Genomic DNA, 18778 nt, shown 5'->3' with positions numbered 1-18778 from the left:
CATCTACAGCTGATCGGCTGATTGAGGTGATGATGATCTCCGTTATTTATGAAGCGACCATTGCTCGAGTATTGCAGCAACAACTTCTTCCACACTCATATTTGTCGTATCGATCGTAAAATGAGCAAAATCGTAAGCATGCTCACGCTGTTTAAGCAGCAGATTAACTCGCTCCTCTGCATCGCCTTGAAGCAAAGGCCGCTCTGTGTCCGTCTTTACCCGAGCGATGATTTGATCTGGGCTCGCCTTTAAAGCGACGACAAAACCGTTTTTAAGCATTAGCTCACGATTAATGGGACTTAGCACTGCGCCGCCGCCTGTTGCAACCACACAGGTATCCTCGCGCTCCAAAATCGTTCCCAGCACTTTGGTTTCAATGATCCGGAAACCTGCTTCGCCATCCGATGCGAAAATATCAGAAACCCGCTTGTTTTCCAGCTTTTCGATTTCTTCATCGCCGTCGATGCGCGTGCAGCCCACCTTCTCGGAAAGCAGCTTGCTGACGGTTGATTTGCCGGTTCCCATAAACCCGATAAGCACTAATTTACTCAATTGTTGCCTTCCCATCGTAACCGTTTCACCCTTTTCGTTCTTGTTAAACCAATTTTTCTACAATATCATATCATTTTTTTGTAATACTAGGGTATAAAAAAGTTATATATGCCGTATGGATGATAAAGATGTTTATTCGAGAATAGGAGTGACATTAGCGATGAACAGTGATCTTCAGTTGCCTGATCAAAGTCCAACTCAAAAACGCTTCAATCGTATTCTCGATCCTGACCATCCCCTTTGCCGGGAGGATGTGGTCTGGATGCTTGAATTTATTAAAAAAAAGGTGGCTGACGAAGATCCAGCCTTAAAGGATCTTACGCAGCCACGCTTATTGCAAAATTTTCATTTCTTTGCCGAAGCGGCCATGTCGCTCATCCATCGCAGACATTATTCCAATCAAGAGGCCGATCGGCTGCGCGACTGTTTGCGTCAAGCAGCTTATGGCTTAAATAAGGACAATCCTCGCGAGACGAGGAACTAATGGCTGATCTAATTAAGATTGCATCCAGTTAAAGTGGAAGCTTCCTTCTTTGTCCACACGTTTGAACGTGTGAGCACCGAAGTAGTCACGCTGCGCTTGAAGCAGGTTTGCAGGCAAACGCTCCGTACGGTAGCTGTCGAAGTAAGCAATTGCACTTGAGAATGCAGGAACCGGCACTCCGTTCGAAACTGCAGCGGAGATCACTTCACGCCAAGCCCCTTGGTACGACTCAACGATGTTTTGGAAATAAGAATCAAGCAAAAGGTTGCGCAGGTTAGGATCACGGTCGTAAGCGTCTTTGATGTTTTGCAGGAAGCGAGCACGGATAATGCAGCCGCCGCGGAAGATCATAGCGATTTCGCCGTAGTTAAGATCCCAGTTAAATTCTTCAGAAGCTGCACGCATTTGAGCAAATCCTTGAGCGTACGAGCAAATTTTACTTGCGAACAATGCTTTGCGAACAGATTCGATAAATGCTGCTCTGTCACCTTGGAAAGGTGTTTTTGCAGGTCCGTTAAGTACTTTGCTAGCCGCAACGCGCTCTTCCTTCATAGCTGACAAGAAACGAGTAAATACGGATTCTGTAATGATGGAAAGCGGTACGCCAAGATCTAGCGAGCTTTGGCTTGTCCATTTTCCAGTACCTTTTTGACCAGCGGAATCCAAGATAACATCTACCATTGGCTTGCCTGTCTCAGGATCGTATTTGGAGAAGATATCTCTAGTAATTTCGATTAGGTAGCTGTCAAGCTCGCCTTTATTCCATTCGGAGAAAATTTCGTGCAGCTCTTCAGCACTAACATCAAGTACGTTTTTAAGCAGATCATAAGCTTCGCAAATCAGCTGCATATCGCCGTATTCGATTCCGTTATGTACCATTTTCACATAATGACCGGCGCCATCTGGTCCGATATATGTGCAGCAAGCATCGTCTCCAACTTTAGCTGAAATAGCAGTAAGAATGGGCTCAACCAGCTCGTAAGCGGATTTTTGTCCACCCGGCATAATAGAAGGTCCTTTTAGAGCTCCCTCTTCGCCGCCAGAAACGCCAGTTCCGATAAAACGGAAGCCTTTAGCTTCAAGATCTTTGCTGCGACGAACAGTATCAGGGAAATAAGCGTTGCCGCCATCGATGATGATATCGCCTTCAGCCAAATGTGGAACGAGCGAATCAATTGTTGCGTCTGTTCCTGCACCTGCTTGTACCATAATCAAAATTTTGCGGGGAACTTCCAATGATTGAACAAATTCCTCGATTGTATAAGTAGGAACAAGATTTTTCCCAACTGCTTCTTGAACAAGATCATCAGTCTTCTCGCGGGAACGGTTGAACACCGATACCGTGAAGCCTCTGCTTTCAATGTTAAGGGCAAGGTTTTTACCCATTACGGCTAATCCAATTACACCAATTTGCTGTTTTGACATCTGGTTCTTCCATCCTTCATCATCTATTTTGGGTCACAATAGTTTCATTTTACTCTTTTTGCGGCAAGAAGAAAACTGTCTGCAAGGAAAAATGTCGCAATAGTCGCATCAATTATATTGAGAGAACTAAAAAGTTTATCTTATATATACCGAAAAGCTTAGACATTTTTATAATAAAAGGAGTCTTTTTTCATGGTAAATGAACAACATAAAAACGATCAAATGCTGTTAGAAGGCAGCTTTTGATCGTTTTTATGTTTTCAAATGGGGGCTAGCATCTATCATCAGAGTTCCAATTGCAACATTTCCGAGCGAAGAGTATTCAGCCGCTCTTTAGACTCAGTAACCGCTTCCTCATCCTTGCTCTCTAGCGCGTCAAACAGCATCGATAGCTCATAATCCAGCTCATAACGCAGTACAACCGCTCTTTCCTCAGCACGCTTTGATTGAAATGCTCTAATCATTTCTTCTATTGTAACGAAAGGCTTCTTCTGATAAATAATCCGATGTTCCATACCGGACACCTCCACGAGTCGTATAATCTCACCGAACATAATACTCTCAATGACGATTTGACGATCTTTAATGCGCTTCACAATCGCATGTCCACGTGTGTCATTAATCAGCTTTTCAATTAATTCTGACAGCTTCTCATCTTTAATAATGTAGTCCCCGACAATTTTGTAACGGTTCTTCATTCGCTGAAACTGAAGCTTAACGAGCTTGCGGCCAGTTCGAATGGATACAAGAAACTGCCCCTCCGTCTCACTCCAGTACAAGGAGTACCCTTCCTGAATAAGATCGCGGATGAGATTTTGGATTTGCCGCCGGTCAAATCGCAGCTCCAAATTGCAATATTCGACTTCATGGCTTTTGTTCACGGCAATCCCTCCCTTACCTCAGAATAGTTGACGAAATGTTCTGATAATTTGTTCTTACTTTTATCTTATACTCCATCTTATGTTATGGCAACTTGGATTATTGACTAATTTTACGCTTACAGCCGACTTATCTAAAAAAAGGGCGCGAGCGTCTTCATATGAAGCGGTCTCGCACCCTTTTGATCTTATATTCCATAGGCCTCCATGGATTTATCAAACCCATTTCATGCATATGTTTTCAACTTTAGTTGCGCAAAGCAAAAGCTATAGCTTCTTCTAGTTCTAGCTTTTGCGCTTCTAATTCGTTCCTTTGCTTAAGCTCTACGATTCCATCAGCAGCTTGTTTCCCTACTACAATGCGCAGTGGTATGCCGATAAGATCGGAGTCCTTGAATTTGACGCCTGGGCGCTCGTCACGATCATCGAGCAGCGTCTCTACCCCAGCCTCATGCAATCTTGCTGTAATATGCGCGGCCAGATCCATTTGGACCTGATCCTTCACTGATACAGGTACCACATGGACTTGGTAAGGTGCTATCGATTTAGGCCAAATGATGCCATTGCTATCGGAGTGCTGTTCAAGTACTGCAGAGAGCAAACGTGAAACTCCGATACCGTAACAGCCCATTATTAACGGCTGCTCCGAGCCCGACGCATTTAAAAACTTAGCATTTAGCGCTTCACTGTATTTCGTTCCCAGCTTGAACACATGGCCAACCTCAATGCCGCGGTAAAATACCAAACTGCCTGTCTCGCAACGCGGGCACCCGTCTCCTATTGCTGCATTTCGATAATCACCTGCCTGCACATCCGTCAAATGAATGCTTGGGATAACATTTCCGATATGATAATCCTGCTCATTCGCTCCTGCTACTCCTGATTTCATCGCAAGAACAGCATGGTCAGCATAAACGGGAATTTGCAAGGCGATCGGCCCAGCAAAGCCGGTAGGTGCGCCAGTTACCCGCTCTGTCGTAGCTTGATCCGCAAGCTCCAGATGTGCTACAGCAAGCGCATTTTTCACTTTTATTTCATTTACCTCATGGTCTCCCCGAACAACAACAGCAACCGGAGCACCGTCTGCAACATAAATCAGTGTTTTCATAAAAGCATCTGCTCCAAGGCCAAAAGCCTCAACAAGCTGGTCAATCTTCTTGATATCCGGTGTATGATATCGCACCAACGCAGTATCATTGTTCTGCTGTGTATTCGTTGTTTGTTCCGACAGCTTGTATTCAGCTTTTTCCAAATTCGCCGCATAGTCGCATGAATTGCACACAGCAATCGTGTCTTCACCAATATCAGCCAACGCCATAAATTCATGTGTTCCGCCTTCTCCGCCAATTGAACCTGCATCAGCTTCAACCGGACGGTAATTTAGACCACAGCGTGTGAAGATGCGATTATAAGCCTCGTACATGCTCGTATAGCTGCGATGAAGCCCATCCCAATCCTCATCAAAGGAATAAGCATCTTTCATTAAAAACTCTCTGCCTCGGAGCAAGCCATAGCGTGGACGCTTCTCGTCGCGGAATTTAGTTTGAATCTGATACAATGTCATTGGCAGCTGTCGATAAGAGCTTACCTCGCTGCGCACCAGAGCTGTAATCACTTCTTCATGCGTTGGTCCAAGCGTAAACTCGCGATCATGTCGGTCACGCAGCCGCATAAGCTCAGGTCCATACACATCATATCGACCCGATTGCTGCCACAGCTCTGCCGGCTGCATAGCGGGCATTAATACCTCTTGAGCTCCGGCTTGATCCATTTCTTCTCTTACGATTTGCTCGAGTTTTCTGAGTACTCGCCTGCCTAGCGGCAAATACGTATAAATACCTGCGGCAAGCTGTCTAATAAGACCTGCACGCAGCATTAATTGATGGCTGGCTGCTTCCGCTTCTGACGGCGCCTCGCGCAAGGTAGGCATTAAAAGCTTACTTTGTCTCATAATAGATAACCCTCCGATGATTAGATTTAAGCCATAAAAACAAAAAAAACGCATTCGTAAGGGACGAATGCGTTCGTGGTACCACCCTCAAATAGCCGCCAAATGATCTGGACGACTCTCAATAGATAACGGAATGAATATTCCGGCAGCGGAAGAAGAATACGCTTCCTACTGCAGCTCGCAAGATAGGGATTAATCAATCGTTCATAGAAGCCTTCCAGCCTTCGGGCTTCCTCTCTGATAGAAACGTTTGCTGATTAACATAGTCTTGGTCGACGCTGTTGCGATGTCATTAACTTTTGACAAATTTACAATACAACGATGATGAAGTCAAGCCAATTTTCAGGGCGCTTGCTGCTTAGCATTTTAGCTTGTTCGATTTGGCCTGAGCACGGCCGAACCAAAGGCAATCAGCACAGCAGCAAATAAAAGCAGGATAAGAAGCGGAAGCAAGACGTCACTAAAGCTGCCCCCGCCGCCTAAACGATCAATTGCTGTAAGCGCCCATTTTTGCGGAAAGAAATTAGCAAGCTTTTGCATAAAATCAGGTAGCATGGAAAGAGGAAAGAAACAACCGCTGATCATGCAGGACGGAGCGATGATAATGTTGTTGATTTGAGACAGCTGCGTGCTATTGCGCACCAGACCCGCTACCGCTGAAGCAAGGCCGACAATTGCAAGCAAAAAGAATTCTAATACGAGCAGCATCCATCCAAACGAGATACCAGGTGAATAGTCAAATACAAAATAAGTTAAGCCTAGAACAATGACAAGCTGAATCGTGCCCACCAGCATGCTGCCCATAAAATTTCCAAAAGCAATATCAAGCGAGCGAAGCGGCGCTGTGTACATCCTTGCCATGGTGCGCTGCTCTCGATCTTCCATAATGAAACCGATAGACTGGCTGACAAGCAGCATAACAAACATAAGGATGAGACCGATCATCGTTGGATCGGATACAATTTTGCCAAGCTCCATTTCCGTATTTACAAGGACAGCTTTAGGTGTGGCTTGCGCTTCCAGCAAAGCGGTCAGCTTAGATAAATCCACAGGAGATTCAGGGTCAGTCCCTCTTACAAGAGCGGCAGAGGAAGACAGCTTCTGAGCTTCTGTCTGAAGTGTAGCTTCAAGCGAAGCGTTCCAAAGCTGCGTATTCATTCGGTAAAGCTGAGCTGATGAAGGGCCTCCCTCCATCATTTTTGCTGAGAAATCCGAAGGAATATAGATCGCAGCATCCGCTTTGCCCTCTAGGACTCGATCCTTTAATTGCTGTTCATTCATCGCCGGCTCCGAATGAATCTCATACAATGGCTCTTTCTGTAATGAGGATGCCAAATATTCGCCTAATATTCCTGAGTCAGCATTATTCACGATAATAATAGCCTTATCTCTATTCGTACTAGCGAACAACCCTGCCATTATAGATAAAATGATCGCTGGGACAAGAACATTCATAATCAATCCGCGACGGGAACCCATGGTGCGTCGTACGAGATGTGCAGCAATTTGCAAACTAGGCATGCTTTCTCACCACCTTTGGCAGTCTAATGACTGCGATTATTGTTATGCCTAAAGCGATTGCTCCAAGAATACCGATTGCATTCCAAATCGTTGCTGAAGCTTCACCGTTCATGATGGCACGAAGCGTTTCATTAGCCCAATGATTGAGCGTCCACTTATCGAGACCTCCTACCATCTTCTCAATGCCTGTAATCATTCCGCCGCTAATAAAGGTCATGCTGAATACAATGATGCTGAACAGCGTTTGTGTCGTTTTTTTGGATCGTACGAAGGATGAGATCGAAATAGCAAGTGCAGCCCCAGCAACAGTCGTAAGCAGACAAGTCAGCGCAATAGCTCCAAAGTTATTTCCCCAATCGACACCATACACAAAAGCTGTAAATGCGATAATCACTGCCGCTTGCAGCGCTGCAAGCATGACTCCTCCTAAAATAATGCCAAACACAATGGCTCTAAATGAGCCTGGAATTGCGTACATACGCTGCAAAGTTCCCGCTTCCCTCTGATTGAGCAGCGCGATCGTCGCCGTCATGCCGCCATAGAGCAAAAACATAATTAAGTAGGCCACAGAATAGTATTGCATCGCTGATTCTTTGCCAAAGGCTTGATTATCTCCTGAGCTCAAATTTTTCGTCTCAATGCGTGATTGTCCTGCTGGCGCTTGACTTTGAGCAGCACCCGCACTTAGCTCTGGTCCAAGGATTTGCAAAGCTGCGGCTTGCAAATTTACAGCAGCCATATATTTATTGATAAAAGCAGAAGCAGCAATATTTTTTTCTTCATAGCGCCCTTCAAACGTTGACCAATTCGCCGTTTCCCCTGCGCTTAGCTCACTGGAGAAGTTTTTCGGAATCGATACGCCATAATCAGCAATACCCTCGCGTATCCAGTCCTTTACCTCCTTCTCTGAGTTTGCATCTAGAACCTTCACATATGGTTTTATTGCTTCATTGCTCCAGAAAGCATCAATGCTAGCTCGCATTTCCCCCTGATCCGCATTATATAGGGCAATTTTAGCCGGCTTTATTTCTGTGTCAAATGCGCTGCCAAGCAGCAAAATCAACAATAAGGGCAAACCGATCAAAATAATAAGAACGGAACGCATCCGTGTATATTTTATAAGCTCATAATAAGCAGCTGTCCACCATGCTGGCATCACCATCATCTCCTATTCGTCACGTAATGTGCGTCCGGTCATTTGCAGGAATAGCGATTCAAGATTCGGCTCTTCCCGCGTCAGCTTGCGAATATTAATGCCATGCTTCTGAAGGATAAACAACAAATCCTGTAATATAGACAGAGATTCCTTCACCGTCACTTCAAGCGTCAAGCTATTATCTCGTTCTGCAAGCTGAAGCACGCCTGGATGCTCAGCCATCTCTGTCATTGCCGTCGCCGATTTTTTATCAATTTCAAAAATCAGCTTCTCTTCTTGGCCAACCTGACGTTTTAATTCATCCTTCGTCCCGCATGCAATAAGCTTGCCTTTATCAAGAATGCCGATTCTTGTACAAATCGCTTCTACTTCTTCCATGTAATGGCTGGTGTAAATGACGGTAGAGCCTAACTTATTTAATTCCCTTACGGACTCCAAGATATGGTTGCGTGACTGAGGGTCGATTCCAACCGTTGGCTCATCCATAATGATCAGCTTTGGACGGTGCATGATGGCGCAAGCAATGTTCAGTCTCCGCTTCATTCCACCTGAGAATGTGCTAGGTTTATCCTTCGCTTTGTCCAGCAACCCTACGAATTGCAGCGCCTCATCAACACGATCGCTAAGCAGCGAACCTCTGAGACCGTAAAGCTTTGCAAAAAAAGTAACATTTTCGCGAGCGGTCAACGTCTCATAAATAGCCAGCTCCTGCGGCACTAAACCAATCCGTTTCTTTACTTCAAGCGGATGCTTGCGAATTGAAAAACCTTCGACCAAAATATCTCCGCCGCTTGGCTTCAGCAAACCAGCCAACATATGAATCGTTGTACTTTTTCCCGCTCCATTTGGACCAAGTAAACCAAAAATTTCACCCTGATCAATATTGAAGCTAAGATGATTAACCGTTATCGTTGTGTCGTATTTTTTGACAACCTCGCGAAATGTARCTAGATTCATATTTATTCATCCTTTCAGTTCGTTTCTGATAAACCAATTGTACGTCATGAAAGGCAACGAAACAGGTCTAAAAAGTCATCTTATGAAGGTGACTAAAGTCATCTCTTTGTAAAATGGCTTCTATCCGCATGAAGGTTGGATGAAAAGCGGTTTCAGTCTCGTTCGCTCATTAAACAATGTGCTATAATAAATCAAATTCAGCTGCAGGAGCTGCTCGGATATGAAGAAACAACTGAATCAAATTCGTTCCTTGTTAGTAGCGATTCCTTCTATTATTAGTATCGTGCATGTCGAAGCAGGTTTATATGCTCATTACACCGCCTCTGTACTCCTTGCTCTGCTCCTAACGAAAGCTGGCTCCCTATATCCTAAATATCGAATTTTATTGCTGGTGCTGGAGTTAATCGCTTTTTCATGGTTTTCCTATTCGTACGGTGGAGTTCTGTTTCTATTGCTTTTCTCCACCCTTATTGCCTCATTTCAACAAAGGCCGACTCGCATGGTCAGCACAGCTTGGACCATCGCTGGCTTAGCTGCTTTATTGACAGGTATGTATGGCAGAGAACCCGAAATCATATTTGCTGTAGCGGTACTATGGATAACTACAGCAGCCGTCCTCTATGCTTCCAACGAGTTTGAGGACAAACATCATCAAATAGAAGATTTATACGGAGCACTGGCTGCAAGCCATGCAGAGCTTGACTCAGCCAAACGCAGAATGCAGGTTTACGCTTTGCAGGTTGAGTATCAAGCCCAGATTGAAGAGCGAAACCGCATCGCCAAAGATATTCATGATGATTTGGGGCACCGCCTTATTCGCGTCAAAATGATGTCCGAAGCGGCTTTGCATTTATTCGATGCAGATAACGCAAGAGCTCGCAGCACGGTTGAGCAAATGCGTGATCAGCTGCAGGACAGCATGGAGCTAATGCGCAGAACGGTACGAAGACTTGCATCAGATGCGGAAAAGGACGTTAGGCAGTATGCCCTCGACCGTCTGGTTGAAGAATCCGCTTCTGCTCTAGGCATATCCGTAAGCTTCCATGTAACGGGCCATCCCAGACCGCTTTACCCCAGCATCGAGCTCATTTTATTCAAAAATGCCCAAGAAGCGATTACGAATGCTGTTCGGCATGGAAAAGCGACGTCGGTTGCGGTTACTTTAAATTTTTTAACTGCGTACGTAGCGCTGACCGTATCCAATAACGGCAGCTTGCCCGACGAGCCTATCGAAGCTGGTCTTGGCATGAAGGGGATGCGAGAGCGGATTGCCTTAATTGGGGGCCAAATGGACTGGCAGAAGGCCGATYAGTTCTCAATAACGACAACACTTCCGCTGCTTGGCGGTTAACGACGATTCTGCTCTTTTTAGAAATGGAGAGATTTGAGCAAATGATTGAAGTGCTGATAGTGGATGATGATCCTTTTATTCGAGAGAGCATGAACGTTATTTTAGGATTGGATAACGAATTGCATGTCGCTGGCGTTTGTGCAAACGGTCTGGAGGCCGAACAATTTGCCCGCCAACATCCCGTCGATGTCGTGCTAATGGATATTCGAATGCCGCTCTGCGATGGTGTGGAAGGAACGAAGCTGCTTCGCGCACTTGATCCCCCACCTGCCGTGCTTATTTTGACGACATTTGATGATGACGAGTACATCGCGCAAGCCATCCGAAACGGAGCCAACGGCTATTTGCTCAAAAATGTACCGCCAAGCCGTATTATAAGCGGCATAAAAACTGTTCATGAAGGTTCCGTGCTGATCCATCCCGACATCGCCCGTAAATTGGCTGGGATGCTGGAGACGCCACGAGCCGATTCAACCAAATCAGTAATGATTTCAGGACTTACACAAGCTGAGGTACAAATTGTTCGGCTGATTGCGGACGGTCAATCCAATAAGGAAATTGCCGCTACCCTTTTCTTAAGCGAAGGAACAATTAAAAATTATATTACTGAAATACTTAATAAACTCGAGCTTCGAGACCGAACGCAAATCGCCATTTTTTATTTGAAATTATTGCACCAATAATTGTTTGATTGAAGGAGATTAATTTAATGACAACACAGATTACTTCTACCCCGCTTGTTGGCTTTACACAAGCCGACTTCGATGTTTTTGCGCTTCAAGGGCTTGAGGAGCGTATGGCTGCTATTCAAAATCAGATTCAGCCGAAATTCCGAGCGATCGGCGAGCAGCTCAGCGTCGATGCAGCTGTTCACGCCGGCAATGAAATGTACTTGCATGTTGCAAGGCATGCTCGTCGTAAAGTGAATCCGCCAAAGGATACTTGGCTTGCCATTTGCGCTAGCAAACGCGGCTACAAGGCACATCCGCATTTTCAGCTTGGATTGTTTGATGATCATCTATTTATGTGGTTTGCTCTCATTTACGAGGTTCCGCATAAATCCAATATCGCAACGGCCTTCCTGAACCAAATTGATGAGGTCATTGCAAATGTACCTAAGGATTTTGTACTTTCACTTGATCATATGAAAAAAGAGTCCACCGCTGTCAGTACGATGTCAAAACAAGATTGGAACGATGCGCTCGTTCGTTTCCGTGATGTTCAGAAAGCTGAACTGCTTATCGGCCGTCATGTGCAAGCGAGCGATCCGATTCTCAAAGACGGCGATGCACTGCTTGAGCTTACTTCCTCCACTTATAAAACGCTAATGCCGTTATATCATATGGCTAATGTATAAGAATGGATTTAATATCTATTCAAAAAAAGGCAGTACCTTTAGGTCCATTCTGACCTAAAAGTACTGCCTTTTATCGTTTAGTTACACTTGCTGTGATGCAGCCGCTTCCGCATGTGCGGAGGAAGCCATATTGCGACGTTGCTTGCGTGAAGTACGGAAAAATAACAGCTCATAGACACAAGGAACGATAATTAGCGTGAGCAGCGTAGCCGCAACTAGCCCACCAATAACGACGATCGCTAAGCTTTGGGAGACGATGCTGCCCGATTCATGCGAACCGAATACGAGTGGCAGCATCGCGGACACTGTCGCCACCGCAGTCATTACGATTGGACGCATCCGTGTCGTAGCCGCTTCAATCAACGCTTCACGAATCGGCATCGTCAGCTCGTTTTGCTTCACACGATCAATTAATACGATAGCATTCGTGACGACAATTCCGATTAGCATCAGCGCTCCGAACATGGCTGTGAAATCTGGCGTTACGCCTGATACGAGCAAGCCTGTTACTGCACCGATTGCTGCAAGCGGCAAGGAGATCATAATCGCCAGCGGAGCACGAAGCGTCTTGAACGTCAACACCATGATCAGATAAACAATACCGATGGAAATAAGCGCTGTTAAGCCCAAATCTGCAAAGTCGCTCGATTGGTCAGCCGACGCTCCGCCTACTGCAAGGCTGACGCCATCAGGAAGCTTGAGATCCTTTGTTGCTTTTGATATTTCATCGCCGACGACCGATAGTTCTTTTGGTTCGGCGCTCGCTGTGACACGGATATACGTTTTGCCTTCTTTATGATAGTACAAGGAAGGCTCCTCGGTACGAACCAACTCCGCTACCTTCGACATCGGTGTTGGACCAGACTCTGTCATTACGGTTAATTTCTCTAGTTCTGCCTTTGAATCTGGGTTTACAACAGGCAGCATAATAACCGGAATTTCACTGCCTTCTTGCTGGATCGAACCTATCGGCAAAGGATTAAGCATGCTTTGCAGCTGCATGGCTACCTCTTGGCCTTTGGCAAGGGTAGGATCAACATGGAAGGAATAAACCGACTTTTTCTCCTCTTGATTGCTCTCAACCTTGAGCACACCATCGATAGGTTTAATCGCTGCAATCAACTGGTCTGCGGTTGTAGAGAGCTGCTCCAAGTTTTCACCAGAGACATCGATGTAAATTTGCGATGATCCGCCGCCCATAATTAGATCGGCCGCATCAACCGTCAAGGTTGCGTCCTTATAATTATCCTTCTGAGTCTTGATATTATCCATCAAGAGCTCTGCGTCAACGCCTTCCTTCAAATCTACCATATAAGTAATGAGCGTTGGCGAAGTCACCGAGCCATACTTAGCCGCATCTGCACTATTGCCAAGCATCATCATGACCCATTCAATATCTGGATTTGCAGTTAGATAGGATTCGAATTTCTTCCCTGCTTCGAGTACTTGATCCGCCGGCGTATCGCTCGGATATTGCAGTGCTACATTTAAATTCCCCGCACTTGAGGAATCAAGCGCTCCTTTTGGCATGAACATATAAGCGCCGATCGATCCTGCAAACAGCAATACCGCAATGATTAACGGCACTAATTTATGAGCAAGATTCCAACGAATGAAGGAAGCGAATTTTGGAGAACCAGCATGCTCCTTCTCCTTTGTGCCGCGAAGCAATATTGCACTTAAAAGAGGTACAACTGTCAGCGCTACAAGTAGAGAAGCGAGCAATGAGTAAGCGACTGTCAGCGCGAATGGCAGAAGAAATGCTTGCAATGAACCACGCAGAAGGCCCATTGGCAAAAATACTGCGACTGTAACGAGCGTTGACGAGGTAATGGCCGAAGCCACTTCCTTCGTTGCATCCGTAATTAGCTTAATAGAGAAGGACTCCTTTTGCAGCCTTCTATAAATATTTTCAATAACGACGATACTATCATCGACCAGCCTTCCAACCGCGACGGCTACGCCTCCAAGTGTAATAATGTTAAGTGATACACCAGAGAGCTGGAGAAGATACAGCGTTATGCCAAGCGACAACGGAATCGAAACAATCGTCACGAGCGTTGCTTTAAAGTTGCGCATGAACAATAAAATGACGATGGTTGCGAACAATGCACCAAGCAAAACCTCTCGCAGCATACTATTAACAGAAGATACGACCGAATCAGATGTGCTCAAAATGATGGAAGCATCGATACCTTCCACATCTGCATTTAAACGATCAATCGTTTCTTTGATTGCTTTGCCTACATTCACAGCATTCGCATCAGCAGATTTAGAGACCGTGAACATAATCGCATCTTTGCCGTTCATACGGCTTATGCTTTCTTGGTCTTTGGCGAGCTCAACCGCTGCAACATCCCCAAGCTTCACACCTGCTGCAACAGGAAGCTTGCGCAGTGTTTCCACATCAGATACTTGATCGTACACGTTAATATTGCCATCTGCGCCATCCAACGTGCGTTCCCCGAGTGAAACCGACGCTCCCCTGCCTTGAAGCACGCCCATTAACGCTTGTACCGGAATTCCTGCCTGTGCAAGCTTCTCCGTATCTGGTACGATATGAACCGATGGCGACGATTTGCCGCTAATGCTAACCTCGCCCGCACCCTCGGTCTTTTTAAGCTCCGCAGTTACTTCTTTCAGCTTTGCGTCTTTTTGCTGCTCAGATAATCCTTCATCAAAGGTCAACGTCACCCATGAGATTGGAATCATTGAAGTATTCAATTGCAAGACGAAAGGCTTCATTACATTTGCCGGAAGCTGTACCTGAGCGACCAATTGCTCGACTTCCGTCTTCGCTTCCTTCATATTCGTCTTCGAATTGAAATTCAAGCTGATTTGAGCATAACCATCACCTGATGTAGAGAACATATCCGTTTTTCCTTTAACGAGCGTTACAGCTTCTTCCAAAGGATTTGTGACCATCTGCTCCATCGYCTTCGCGTCATTCCCCGGCCCTATTGCCGTGACCATGACCTGTGGATTATCTGCAGCAGGCAGAAACTCCATCGGCAGCCTCAAATAGCTGATTACCCCCATCACTAAAGCCATAATGACGATCAGTATAATAGCCGCCTTATTTCGGAACGACCATTCCGTCAATTTACTCATTTGTTTCCGACTCCTTCTCCGATTACGGATTTCTTTTTTTGTCTTTTCTAATCATAGAGGGAAAGTATGATTACCAAAAACGTCCAGAGAAGGTTATTGGTTCTCGGCTTTAGTCTTGATTCATCTACGACCAGAGACTGAGGATGTGGACAGCCTGGAATAAAAATGAGTAAGTACTCACTTTTATTTTAGGCATTCTCTGTATATAATTGGGTGGAGTGATTACTCATTTGAGAAAGTGGAGTGTGATCGATGATGACTAACAGTCCAGCAATATTAGCTGAAACAACCTTCGCCGTAGAACTGCAAGACATTAACCGTTCATTTGGGGATCGTACCGTTCTTGATGGCATTACACTTTCTATTCCGCGAGGTGAACTATTTGGTTTATTAGGCCCATCGGGCTCGGGGAAAACAACGTTGATCAAGGTCATGACTGGAATAGACAGGGCAAATGCCGGAACGGTCCGAATGCTTGGCGAGCCCATGCCGCAATTGAAAATGCTGCAAGCCTTTGGATATATGGCTCAATCAGACGCTTTGTATAGTGAATTGACTGGCAAGCAAAACTTAGCGTTTTTTGGGGCTATGTTTGGATTAAAGGGAGCCATACTGCAAGATCGGATTCAAACGGTCTCCAAGCTTGTTGCGCTAACCGATCATCTTCATAAGCAAACGGTTGATTATTCTGGCGGTATGAAACGCCGTCTTTCGCTCGCAATTGCGCTATTGCATGAGCCTGAGCTTCTCGTACTCGATGAACCAACCGTTGGCATTGATCCTGTTTTACGCCAGTCGATTTGGAAAGAGCTATCCGCACTGAGCAAACAAGGCGTGACCATTATTATAACAACTCATGTCATGGACGAGGCCGAGAAATGTGATCGGTTAGGGCTCATACGAAGCGGTAAACTTACAGCCATCGATACGCCTGAAGCACTTAAGCAGCAAGCAGGCTGCGCCACACTCGAAGAGGCGTTCATTGCGCTTGGTCAAAGCAAAGGAGCTGAACAATGAGAATACGTGCGCTCGCCATTCGAATTATTAATCAATTTTTGCGTGATAAACGAACGCTTGCCTTGTTATTTCTTGCTCCCCTATTCATCTTAACTTTAATGAAATTAGTATTTGATGGGCAAGCTGTCTCTCCAGCAATCGGAATGGTTAATGTGCCTGTAGCTTTAACAGAAAAGTTTGAGCAGCTTGATGCTGAAATCACACTTTATGATGAAAGTGCTGCTGCTCAAGCTGCTTTACAAGACGGCAAGCTCGACGCGATATTGGAAGCAACCGGCGGCATGCCTAAACTAACGCTTGAGGGCAGCGATCCCTCCATCAATCGAGCGGTAATATTGCTTATTCAAAGCGTGATGCAACAAGGCTTAGATAAAGCCGCCCCAGCTATATCATACTTGCACGGCGGTCCTGACATGGCTCCATTCGACTCCTTTGGGCCTGTTTTAATAGGCTTCTTCTCGTTTTTCTTTGTTTTCTTACTTGCAGGTGTCTCCTTCCTGCGCGAGCGAACGAGCGGTACTTTGGAGCGCTTATTAGCAACGCCAATTAGGCGAAGCGAAATCGTAGTCGGTTATTTAGCCGGTTTCGGTATTTTCACCCTAATTCAAGCCTGCTTGATCGCCTGGTATTCCGTTCAAGTTCTTGGGATGTACATGGAGGGCAGCATTTTATATATGCTGGTCATTAATTTATTACTATCATTAACAGCGTTAACACTCGGAACACTGTTGTCTTCTTTTGCAAGCAGTGAATTTCAGATCATACAGTTCATTCCTATTGTCATCGTGCCGCAAGCCTTCTTCTCAGGGTTGTTTAACCTTGATGCCATGAACCCCTGGCTGCAAAAGCTAAGTTACCTAATGCCTCTTTACTATGGCGCAGATGCTATGCAGGGAATAATGATACGCGGCGAGCGCTGGAATGATTTTCAGGTAAATGTATATGTGTTGGCGGGATTTTCCTTATTGTTTGCAATATTGAATGTGCTGGCTCTAAAGAAGCACCGCCGTATATAGACATATGTAGACAATAGAACAACTGGTATAATCAAAGGAATGGGTTAACGCGAAGGAGTGTCTTGCATGTCAGAACCGGTGGATCAATGGCTGCAGAAGCTATTGCAACTAGATAACGAAGAAGAAAAAATGACGGAAAAACAATTGAAAATCGTGCAGGCTGCCTCCGAAATCTTTGCTGAGAAGGGCTTTGCCGCCTCTTCTACAAGTGAAATCGCCCAGCGAGCCGGTGTGGCAGAAGGAACTATTTTTCGTCATTATAAAACCAAAAAGGATTTGCTTTTCTCGATTGTTGCGCCTGTTATGGCAAAGTTAATCGCTCCTTTTGTACTTCGCGATTTCTATAAGGTTCTCGAGAGCCGCTTTGACACATTAGATCTTATGCTGCGCGCAATTATAGAAAATCGCATTGCATTTGTTGAGCGTCATGTTCAGGTGTTGAAAATTTTTGTTCAAGAGATTCCTTTTCATCCCGAACTGCTGGACCAATTCCAGAAGCTCATCCTCTCAAAAGTGGTACAAAAATTCAGTATTAGTATTACGCAATTTCAGCAGCAAGGCGTAATCGTTAATTGGGCCCCATTAACTGTCATTCGATTAATCGCCTCATCCTTAATCGGTTATGTCCTTAGCCGTACGTTCATCGGAAAAACAGATGGCATTCACTGGGATGATGAGTTAGAGAAAGAGGCGACTATTACTTTTATTATAAAAGGGCTTGCCCCTTAAGCTCCAAAAGAAAACAAGCCGGTCGCCCATCGCAAGATGAGGAACCGGCTTGTTTTCATTTTATTTTGCAGCGTTAACTTCTGTTTCCGAGGCGCTAGTTTTATCCATTTGACGGAAACGAAACAATAGCAGCAGTGCAGCTAGACATAGTATGCCGCCGAGCAAGTATGGCAGTCCCATTTCTATCGTGAAGAAAAATGAACCGAGCAGCGGGCCGGCAATACGCCCCAAACTGTCCATCGAAGAGCTTAGACCGGATGCTACCCCTTTGCCAACAGTCGTCTTCTGAGTGATGAGCGAGGTGACACATGGCCTAATTAAGGCATTGCCGATTCCGAATACAGCAAGTGACAACGTAGCCCACCAAAGGGAATGTGCGCCTAGTAGCATAAAAAACCCAAGTGCCGAGATGACAAGTCCGATCGCAATATATTTCGGCTCCTCGCCTGTCTTAATTCTCCGCCGCACAACTCCGCCTTGAACGAGTGCTCCCACAAATCCGCAAACAAAAAATAAGATTCCGACCTGAAACGGAGTCACATCAAAACGCCGCATGCCAAAAAACTGCAGGGTCGCTTCCATTCCAGCGAGAGTGAATGTTACAAAAAAGGCTAACACATACAAATATTTAAGCGGTCCTGTAAATGCAGCCCAGCGTGATACACGCTTCTCTGATTGGCTGCTCCGCTGCTCAGGTGTTAGTGATTCCTTGAGCTTTGATGCAGCCAAGATGAACGTTAACAGTGCTAACGCTGATGCTGCATAAAATGGCGTTTCCAGTGAGATCACGCTTAACAAACCGCCAACGCCAGGTCCGATCGTAAAGCCTAGACCGATGGACATCCCAACGAGCCCCATCCCCTTCGTTCTTTCCTCAGGCGATGTAATATCAGCGACATACGCTACAATAACGGAAGCAACCGCCCCCGAGAACAAGCCCCCTAGCACCCTTGAGAGGTACATGAGCGTTAGGTTTCCTGACGATAAACCAAATAACAAGAAACTTGCGGCAAAACCAATAATCCCTATTAAAATAATCGGCCGTCTGCCGATACGGTCGGACAAGCTTCCCCAAAATGGTGATAAGAAAAAGGAAACTGCAGAATAAACAGCAAGCATCCAACCTGTATGGAGTTCCGCTTTGCTCGGATCTGCGGCTTGAATAATTTCTGGCATAACCGGGATGATAATGCCGAACCCTATAAATGTTGTCATTAAAGTAGCCATTACAATTAGCATTCGTTTATCTTTCATAATACAACCCCTCCACCAA

At 45.5% G+C, this 18778-nt stretch carries 16 protein-coding genes; 7 read left to right on the top strand and 9 right to left on the bottom strand.

From position 1 onward, the window contains the following. Positions 1 to 42: 42 nt before the first annotated feature. Positions 43 to 552 (bottom strand): shikimate kinase, encoded by a 510-nt coding sequence (locus tag AC1DPK_RS09595; protein ID WP_339208792.1) that lies wholly within the window; start codon positions 550 to 552, stop codon positions 43 to 45. Between the two features lie 160 nt (positions 553 to 712). On the opposite strand from AC1DPK_RS09595, the gene AC1DPK_RS09590 reads away from it, so the two are divergent. Further along, on the top strand, positions 713 to 1036 hold the full coding sequence (locus AC1DPK_RS09590) for a hypothetical protein (RefSeq protein ID WP_076268224.1): 324 nt from the start codon (positions 713 to 715) through the stop codon (positions 1034 to 1036). Between the two features lie 12 nt (positions 1037 to 1048). Here the strand turns inward: AC1DPK_RS09590 and gndA are convergent, their stop codons facing one another. The 6 genes from gndA to AC1DPK_RS09560 all read right to left on the bottom strand — a co-directional run bounded on the left by gndA (position 1049) and on the right by AC1DPK_RS09560 (position 8924). After that, positions 1049 to 2461 (bottom strand): NADP-dependent phosphogluconate dehydrogenase, encoded by a 1413-nt coding sequence (gndA, locus tag AC1DPK_RS09585; protein WP_430060898.1) that lies wholly within the window; start codon positions 2459 to 2461, stop codon positions 1049 to 1051. Positions 2462 to 2745: 284 nt separating this feature from the next. Further along, positions 2746 to 3342 (bottom strand): hypothetical protein, encoded by a 597-nt coding sequence (locus AC1DPK_RS09580; RefSeq protein ID WP_076268222.1) that lies wholly within the window; start codon positions 3340 to 3342, stop codon positions 2746 to 2748. 244 nt (positions 3343 to 3586) lie between these two features. After that, positions 3587 to 5290, bottom strand: coding sequence for a proline--tRNA ligase (locus AC1DPK_RS09575; protein ID WP_477510133.1), 1704 nt, complete (start codon positions 5288 to 5290; stop codon positions 3587 to 3589). A 366-nt stretch (positions 5291 to 5656) separates the two neighbouring features. Then, positions 5657 to 6811: an ABC transporter permease gene (locus tag AC1DPK_RS09570; RefSeq protein ID WP_477510132.1), complete on the bottom strand. Its 1155-nt coding sequence runs from the start codon at positions 6809 to 6811 to the stop codon at positions 5657 to 5659. After that, positions 6804 to 7967, bottom strand: coding sequence for an ABC transporter permease (locus AC1DPK_RS09565; RefSeq protein WP_477510131.1), 1164 nt, complete (start codon positions 7965 to 7967; stop codon positions 6804 to 6806). The genes AC1DPK_RS09570 and AC1DPK_RS09565 overlap by 8 nt, the downstream gene beginning before the upstream one ends. Positions 7968 to 7979: 12 nt before the next feature. Then, complete coding sequence (locus AC1DPK_RS09560; RefSeq protein ID WP_477510130.1) at positions 7980 to 8924, bottom strand: ABC transporter ATP-binding protein; 945 nt, start codon at positions 8922 to 8924, stop codon at positions 7980 to 7982. A 220-nt stretch (positions 8925 to 9144) separates the two neighbouring features. Between AC1DPK_RS09560 and AC1DPK_RS09555 the strand changes: the two genes are divergently transcribed. Genes AC1DPK_RS09555 through AC1DPK_RS09545 form a run of 3 tightly spaced genes read left to right on the top strand, consistent with a single transcriptional unit; the run spans position 9145 to position 11632 of the window. Continuing rightward, positions 9145 to 10275: a sensor histidine kinase gene (locus AC1DPK_RS09555; protein WP_477510129.1), complete on the top strand. Its 1131-nt coding sequence runs from the start codon at positions 9145 to 9147 to the stop codon at positions 10273 to 10275. Positions 10276 to 10316: 41 nt separating this feature from the next. Next, on the top strand, positions 10317 to 10958 hold the full coding sequence (locus tag AC1DPK_RS09550; RefSeq protein WP_339208782.1) for a response regulator transcription factor: 642 nt from the start codon (positions 10317 to 10319) through the stop codon (positions 10956 to 10958). Positions 10959 to 10984: 26 nt separating this feature from the next. Next, positions 10985 to 11632, top strand: coding sequence for a DUF1054 domain-containing protein (locus tag AC1DPK_RS09545; RefSeq protein WP_477510128.1), 648 nt, complete (start codon positions 10985 to 10987; stop codon positions 11630 to 11632). Between the two features lie 81 nt (positions 11633 to 11713). On the opposite strand, the gene AC1DPK_RS09540 is transcribed toward AC1DPK_RS09545, so the two are convergent. Further along, entirely contained in the window at positions 11714 to 14743 is a 3030-nt protein-coding gene (locus tag AC1DPK_RS09540) for an efflux RND transporter permease subunit (protein ID WP_477510127.1), read from the bottom strand. A 252-nt stretch (positions 14744 to 14995) separates the two neighbouring features. Here AC1DPK_RS09540 and AC1DPK_RS09535 point away from each other — a divergent pair, with 252 nt between their 5' ends. The 3 genes from AC1DPK_RS09535 to AC1DPK_RS09525 all read left to right on the top strand — a co-directional run bounded on the left by AC1DPK_RS09535 (position 14996) and on the right by AC1DPK_RS09525 (position 17505). Next, on the top strand, positions 14996 to 15760 hold the full coding sequence (locus AC1DPK_RS09535) for an ABC transporter ATP-binding protein (protein WP_477510126.1): 765 nt from the start codon (positions 14996 to 14998) through the stop codon (positions 15758 to 15760). After that, complete coding sequence (locus AC1DPK_RS09530) at positions 15757 to 16776, top strand: ABC transporter permease (protein WP_477510125.1); 1020 nt, start codon at positions 15757 to 15759, stop codon at positions 16774 to 16776. Before AC1DPK_RS09535 ends, AC1DPK_RS09530 begins: the two co-directional genes overlap by 4 nt. A gap of 66 nt (positions 16777 to 16842) precedes the next feature. Further along, the gene (locus AC1DPK_RS09525) at positions 16843 to 17505 is read left to right on the top strand and encodes a TetR/AcrR family transcriptional regulator (RefSeq protein ID WP_477510124.1); all 663 of its coding nucleotides are present in this window, start codon (positions 16843 to 16845) and stop codon (positions 17503 to 17505) included. Between the two features lie 60 nt (positions 17506 to 17565). Here the strand turns inward: AC1DPK_RS09525 and AC1DPK_RS09520 are convergent, their stop codons facing one another. Further along, entirely contained in the window at positions 17566 to 18759 is a 1194-nt protein-coding gene (locus tag AC1DPK_RS09520) for an MFS transporter (RefSeq protein WP_477510122.1), read from the bottom strand. Positions 18760 to 18778: the final 19 nt, after the last annotated feature.

The sequence above is a fragment of the Paenibacillus sp. 01T424 genome (assembly GCF_056398745.1).
Note: the sequence above shows the minus strand (reverse complement) of the source record. Positions and strands in the feature narration are given on the sequence as shown.

Excerpts from the sequence above, each read along its gene's own strand:
- AC1DPK_RS09590 (WP_076268224.1), top strand. The coding sequence starts at position 713 with ATGAACAGTGATCTTCAGTTGCCTGATCAAAGTCCAACTCAAAAACGC.
- gndA (WP_430060898.1), bottom strand. The coding sequence starts at position 2,461 with ATGTCAAAACAGCAAATTGGTGTAATTGGATTAGCCGTAATGGGTAAA.
- AC1DPK_RS09575 (WP_477510133.1), bottom strand. The coding sequence starts at position 5,290 with ATGAGACAAAGTAAGCTTTTAATGCCTACCTTGCGCGAGGCGCCGTCA.
- AC1DPK_RS09570 (WP_477510132.1), bottom strand. The coding sequence starts at position 6,811 with ATGCCTAGTTTGCAAATTGCTGCACATCTCGTACGACGCACCATGGGT.
- AC1DPK_RS09565 (WP_477510131.1), bottom strand. The coding sequence starts at position 7,967 with ATGCCAGCATGGTGGACAGCTGCTTATTATGAGCTTATAAAATATACA.
- AC1DPK_RS09550 (WP_339208782.1), top strand. The coding sequence starts at position 10,317 with ATGATTGAAGTGCTGATAGTGGATGATGATCCTTTTATTCGAGAGAGC.
- AC1DPK_RS09545 (WP_477510128.1), top strand. The coding sequence starts at position 10,985 with ATGACAACACAGATTACTTCTACCCCGCTTGTTGGCTTTACACAAGCC.
- AC1DPK_RS09535 (WP_477510126.1), top strand. The coding sequence starts at position 14,996 with ATGATGACTAACAGTCCAGCAATATTAGCTGAAACAACCTTCGCCGTA.
- AC1DPK_RS09530 (WP_477510125.1), top strand. The coding sequence starts at position 15,757 with ATGAGAATACGTGCGCTCGCCATTCGAATTATTAATCAATTTTTGCGT.
- AC1DPK_RS09525 (WP_477510124.1), top strand. The coding sequence starts at position 16,843 with ATGTCAGAACCGGTGGATCAATGGCTGCAGAAGCTATTGCAACTAGAT.
- AC1DPK_RS09520 (WP_477510122.1), bottom strand. The coding sequence starts at position 18,759 with ATGAAAGATAAACGAATGCTAATTGTAATGGCTACTTTAATGACAACA.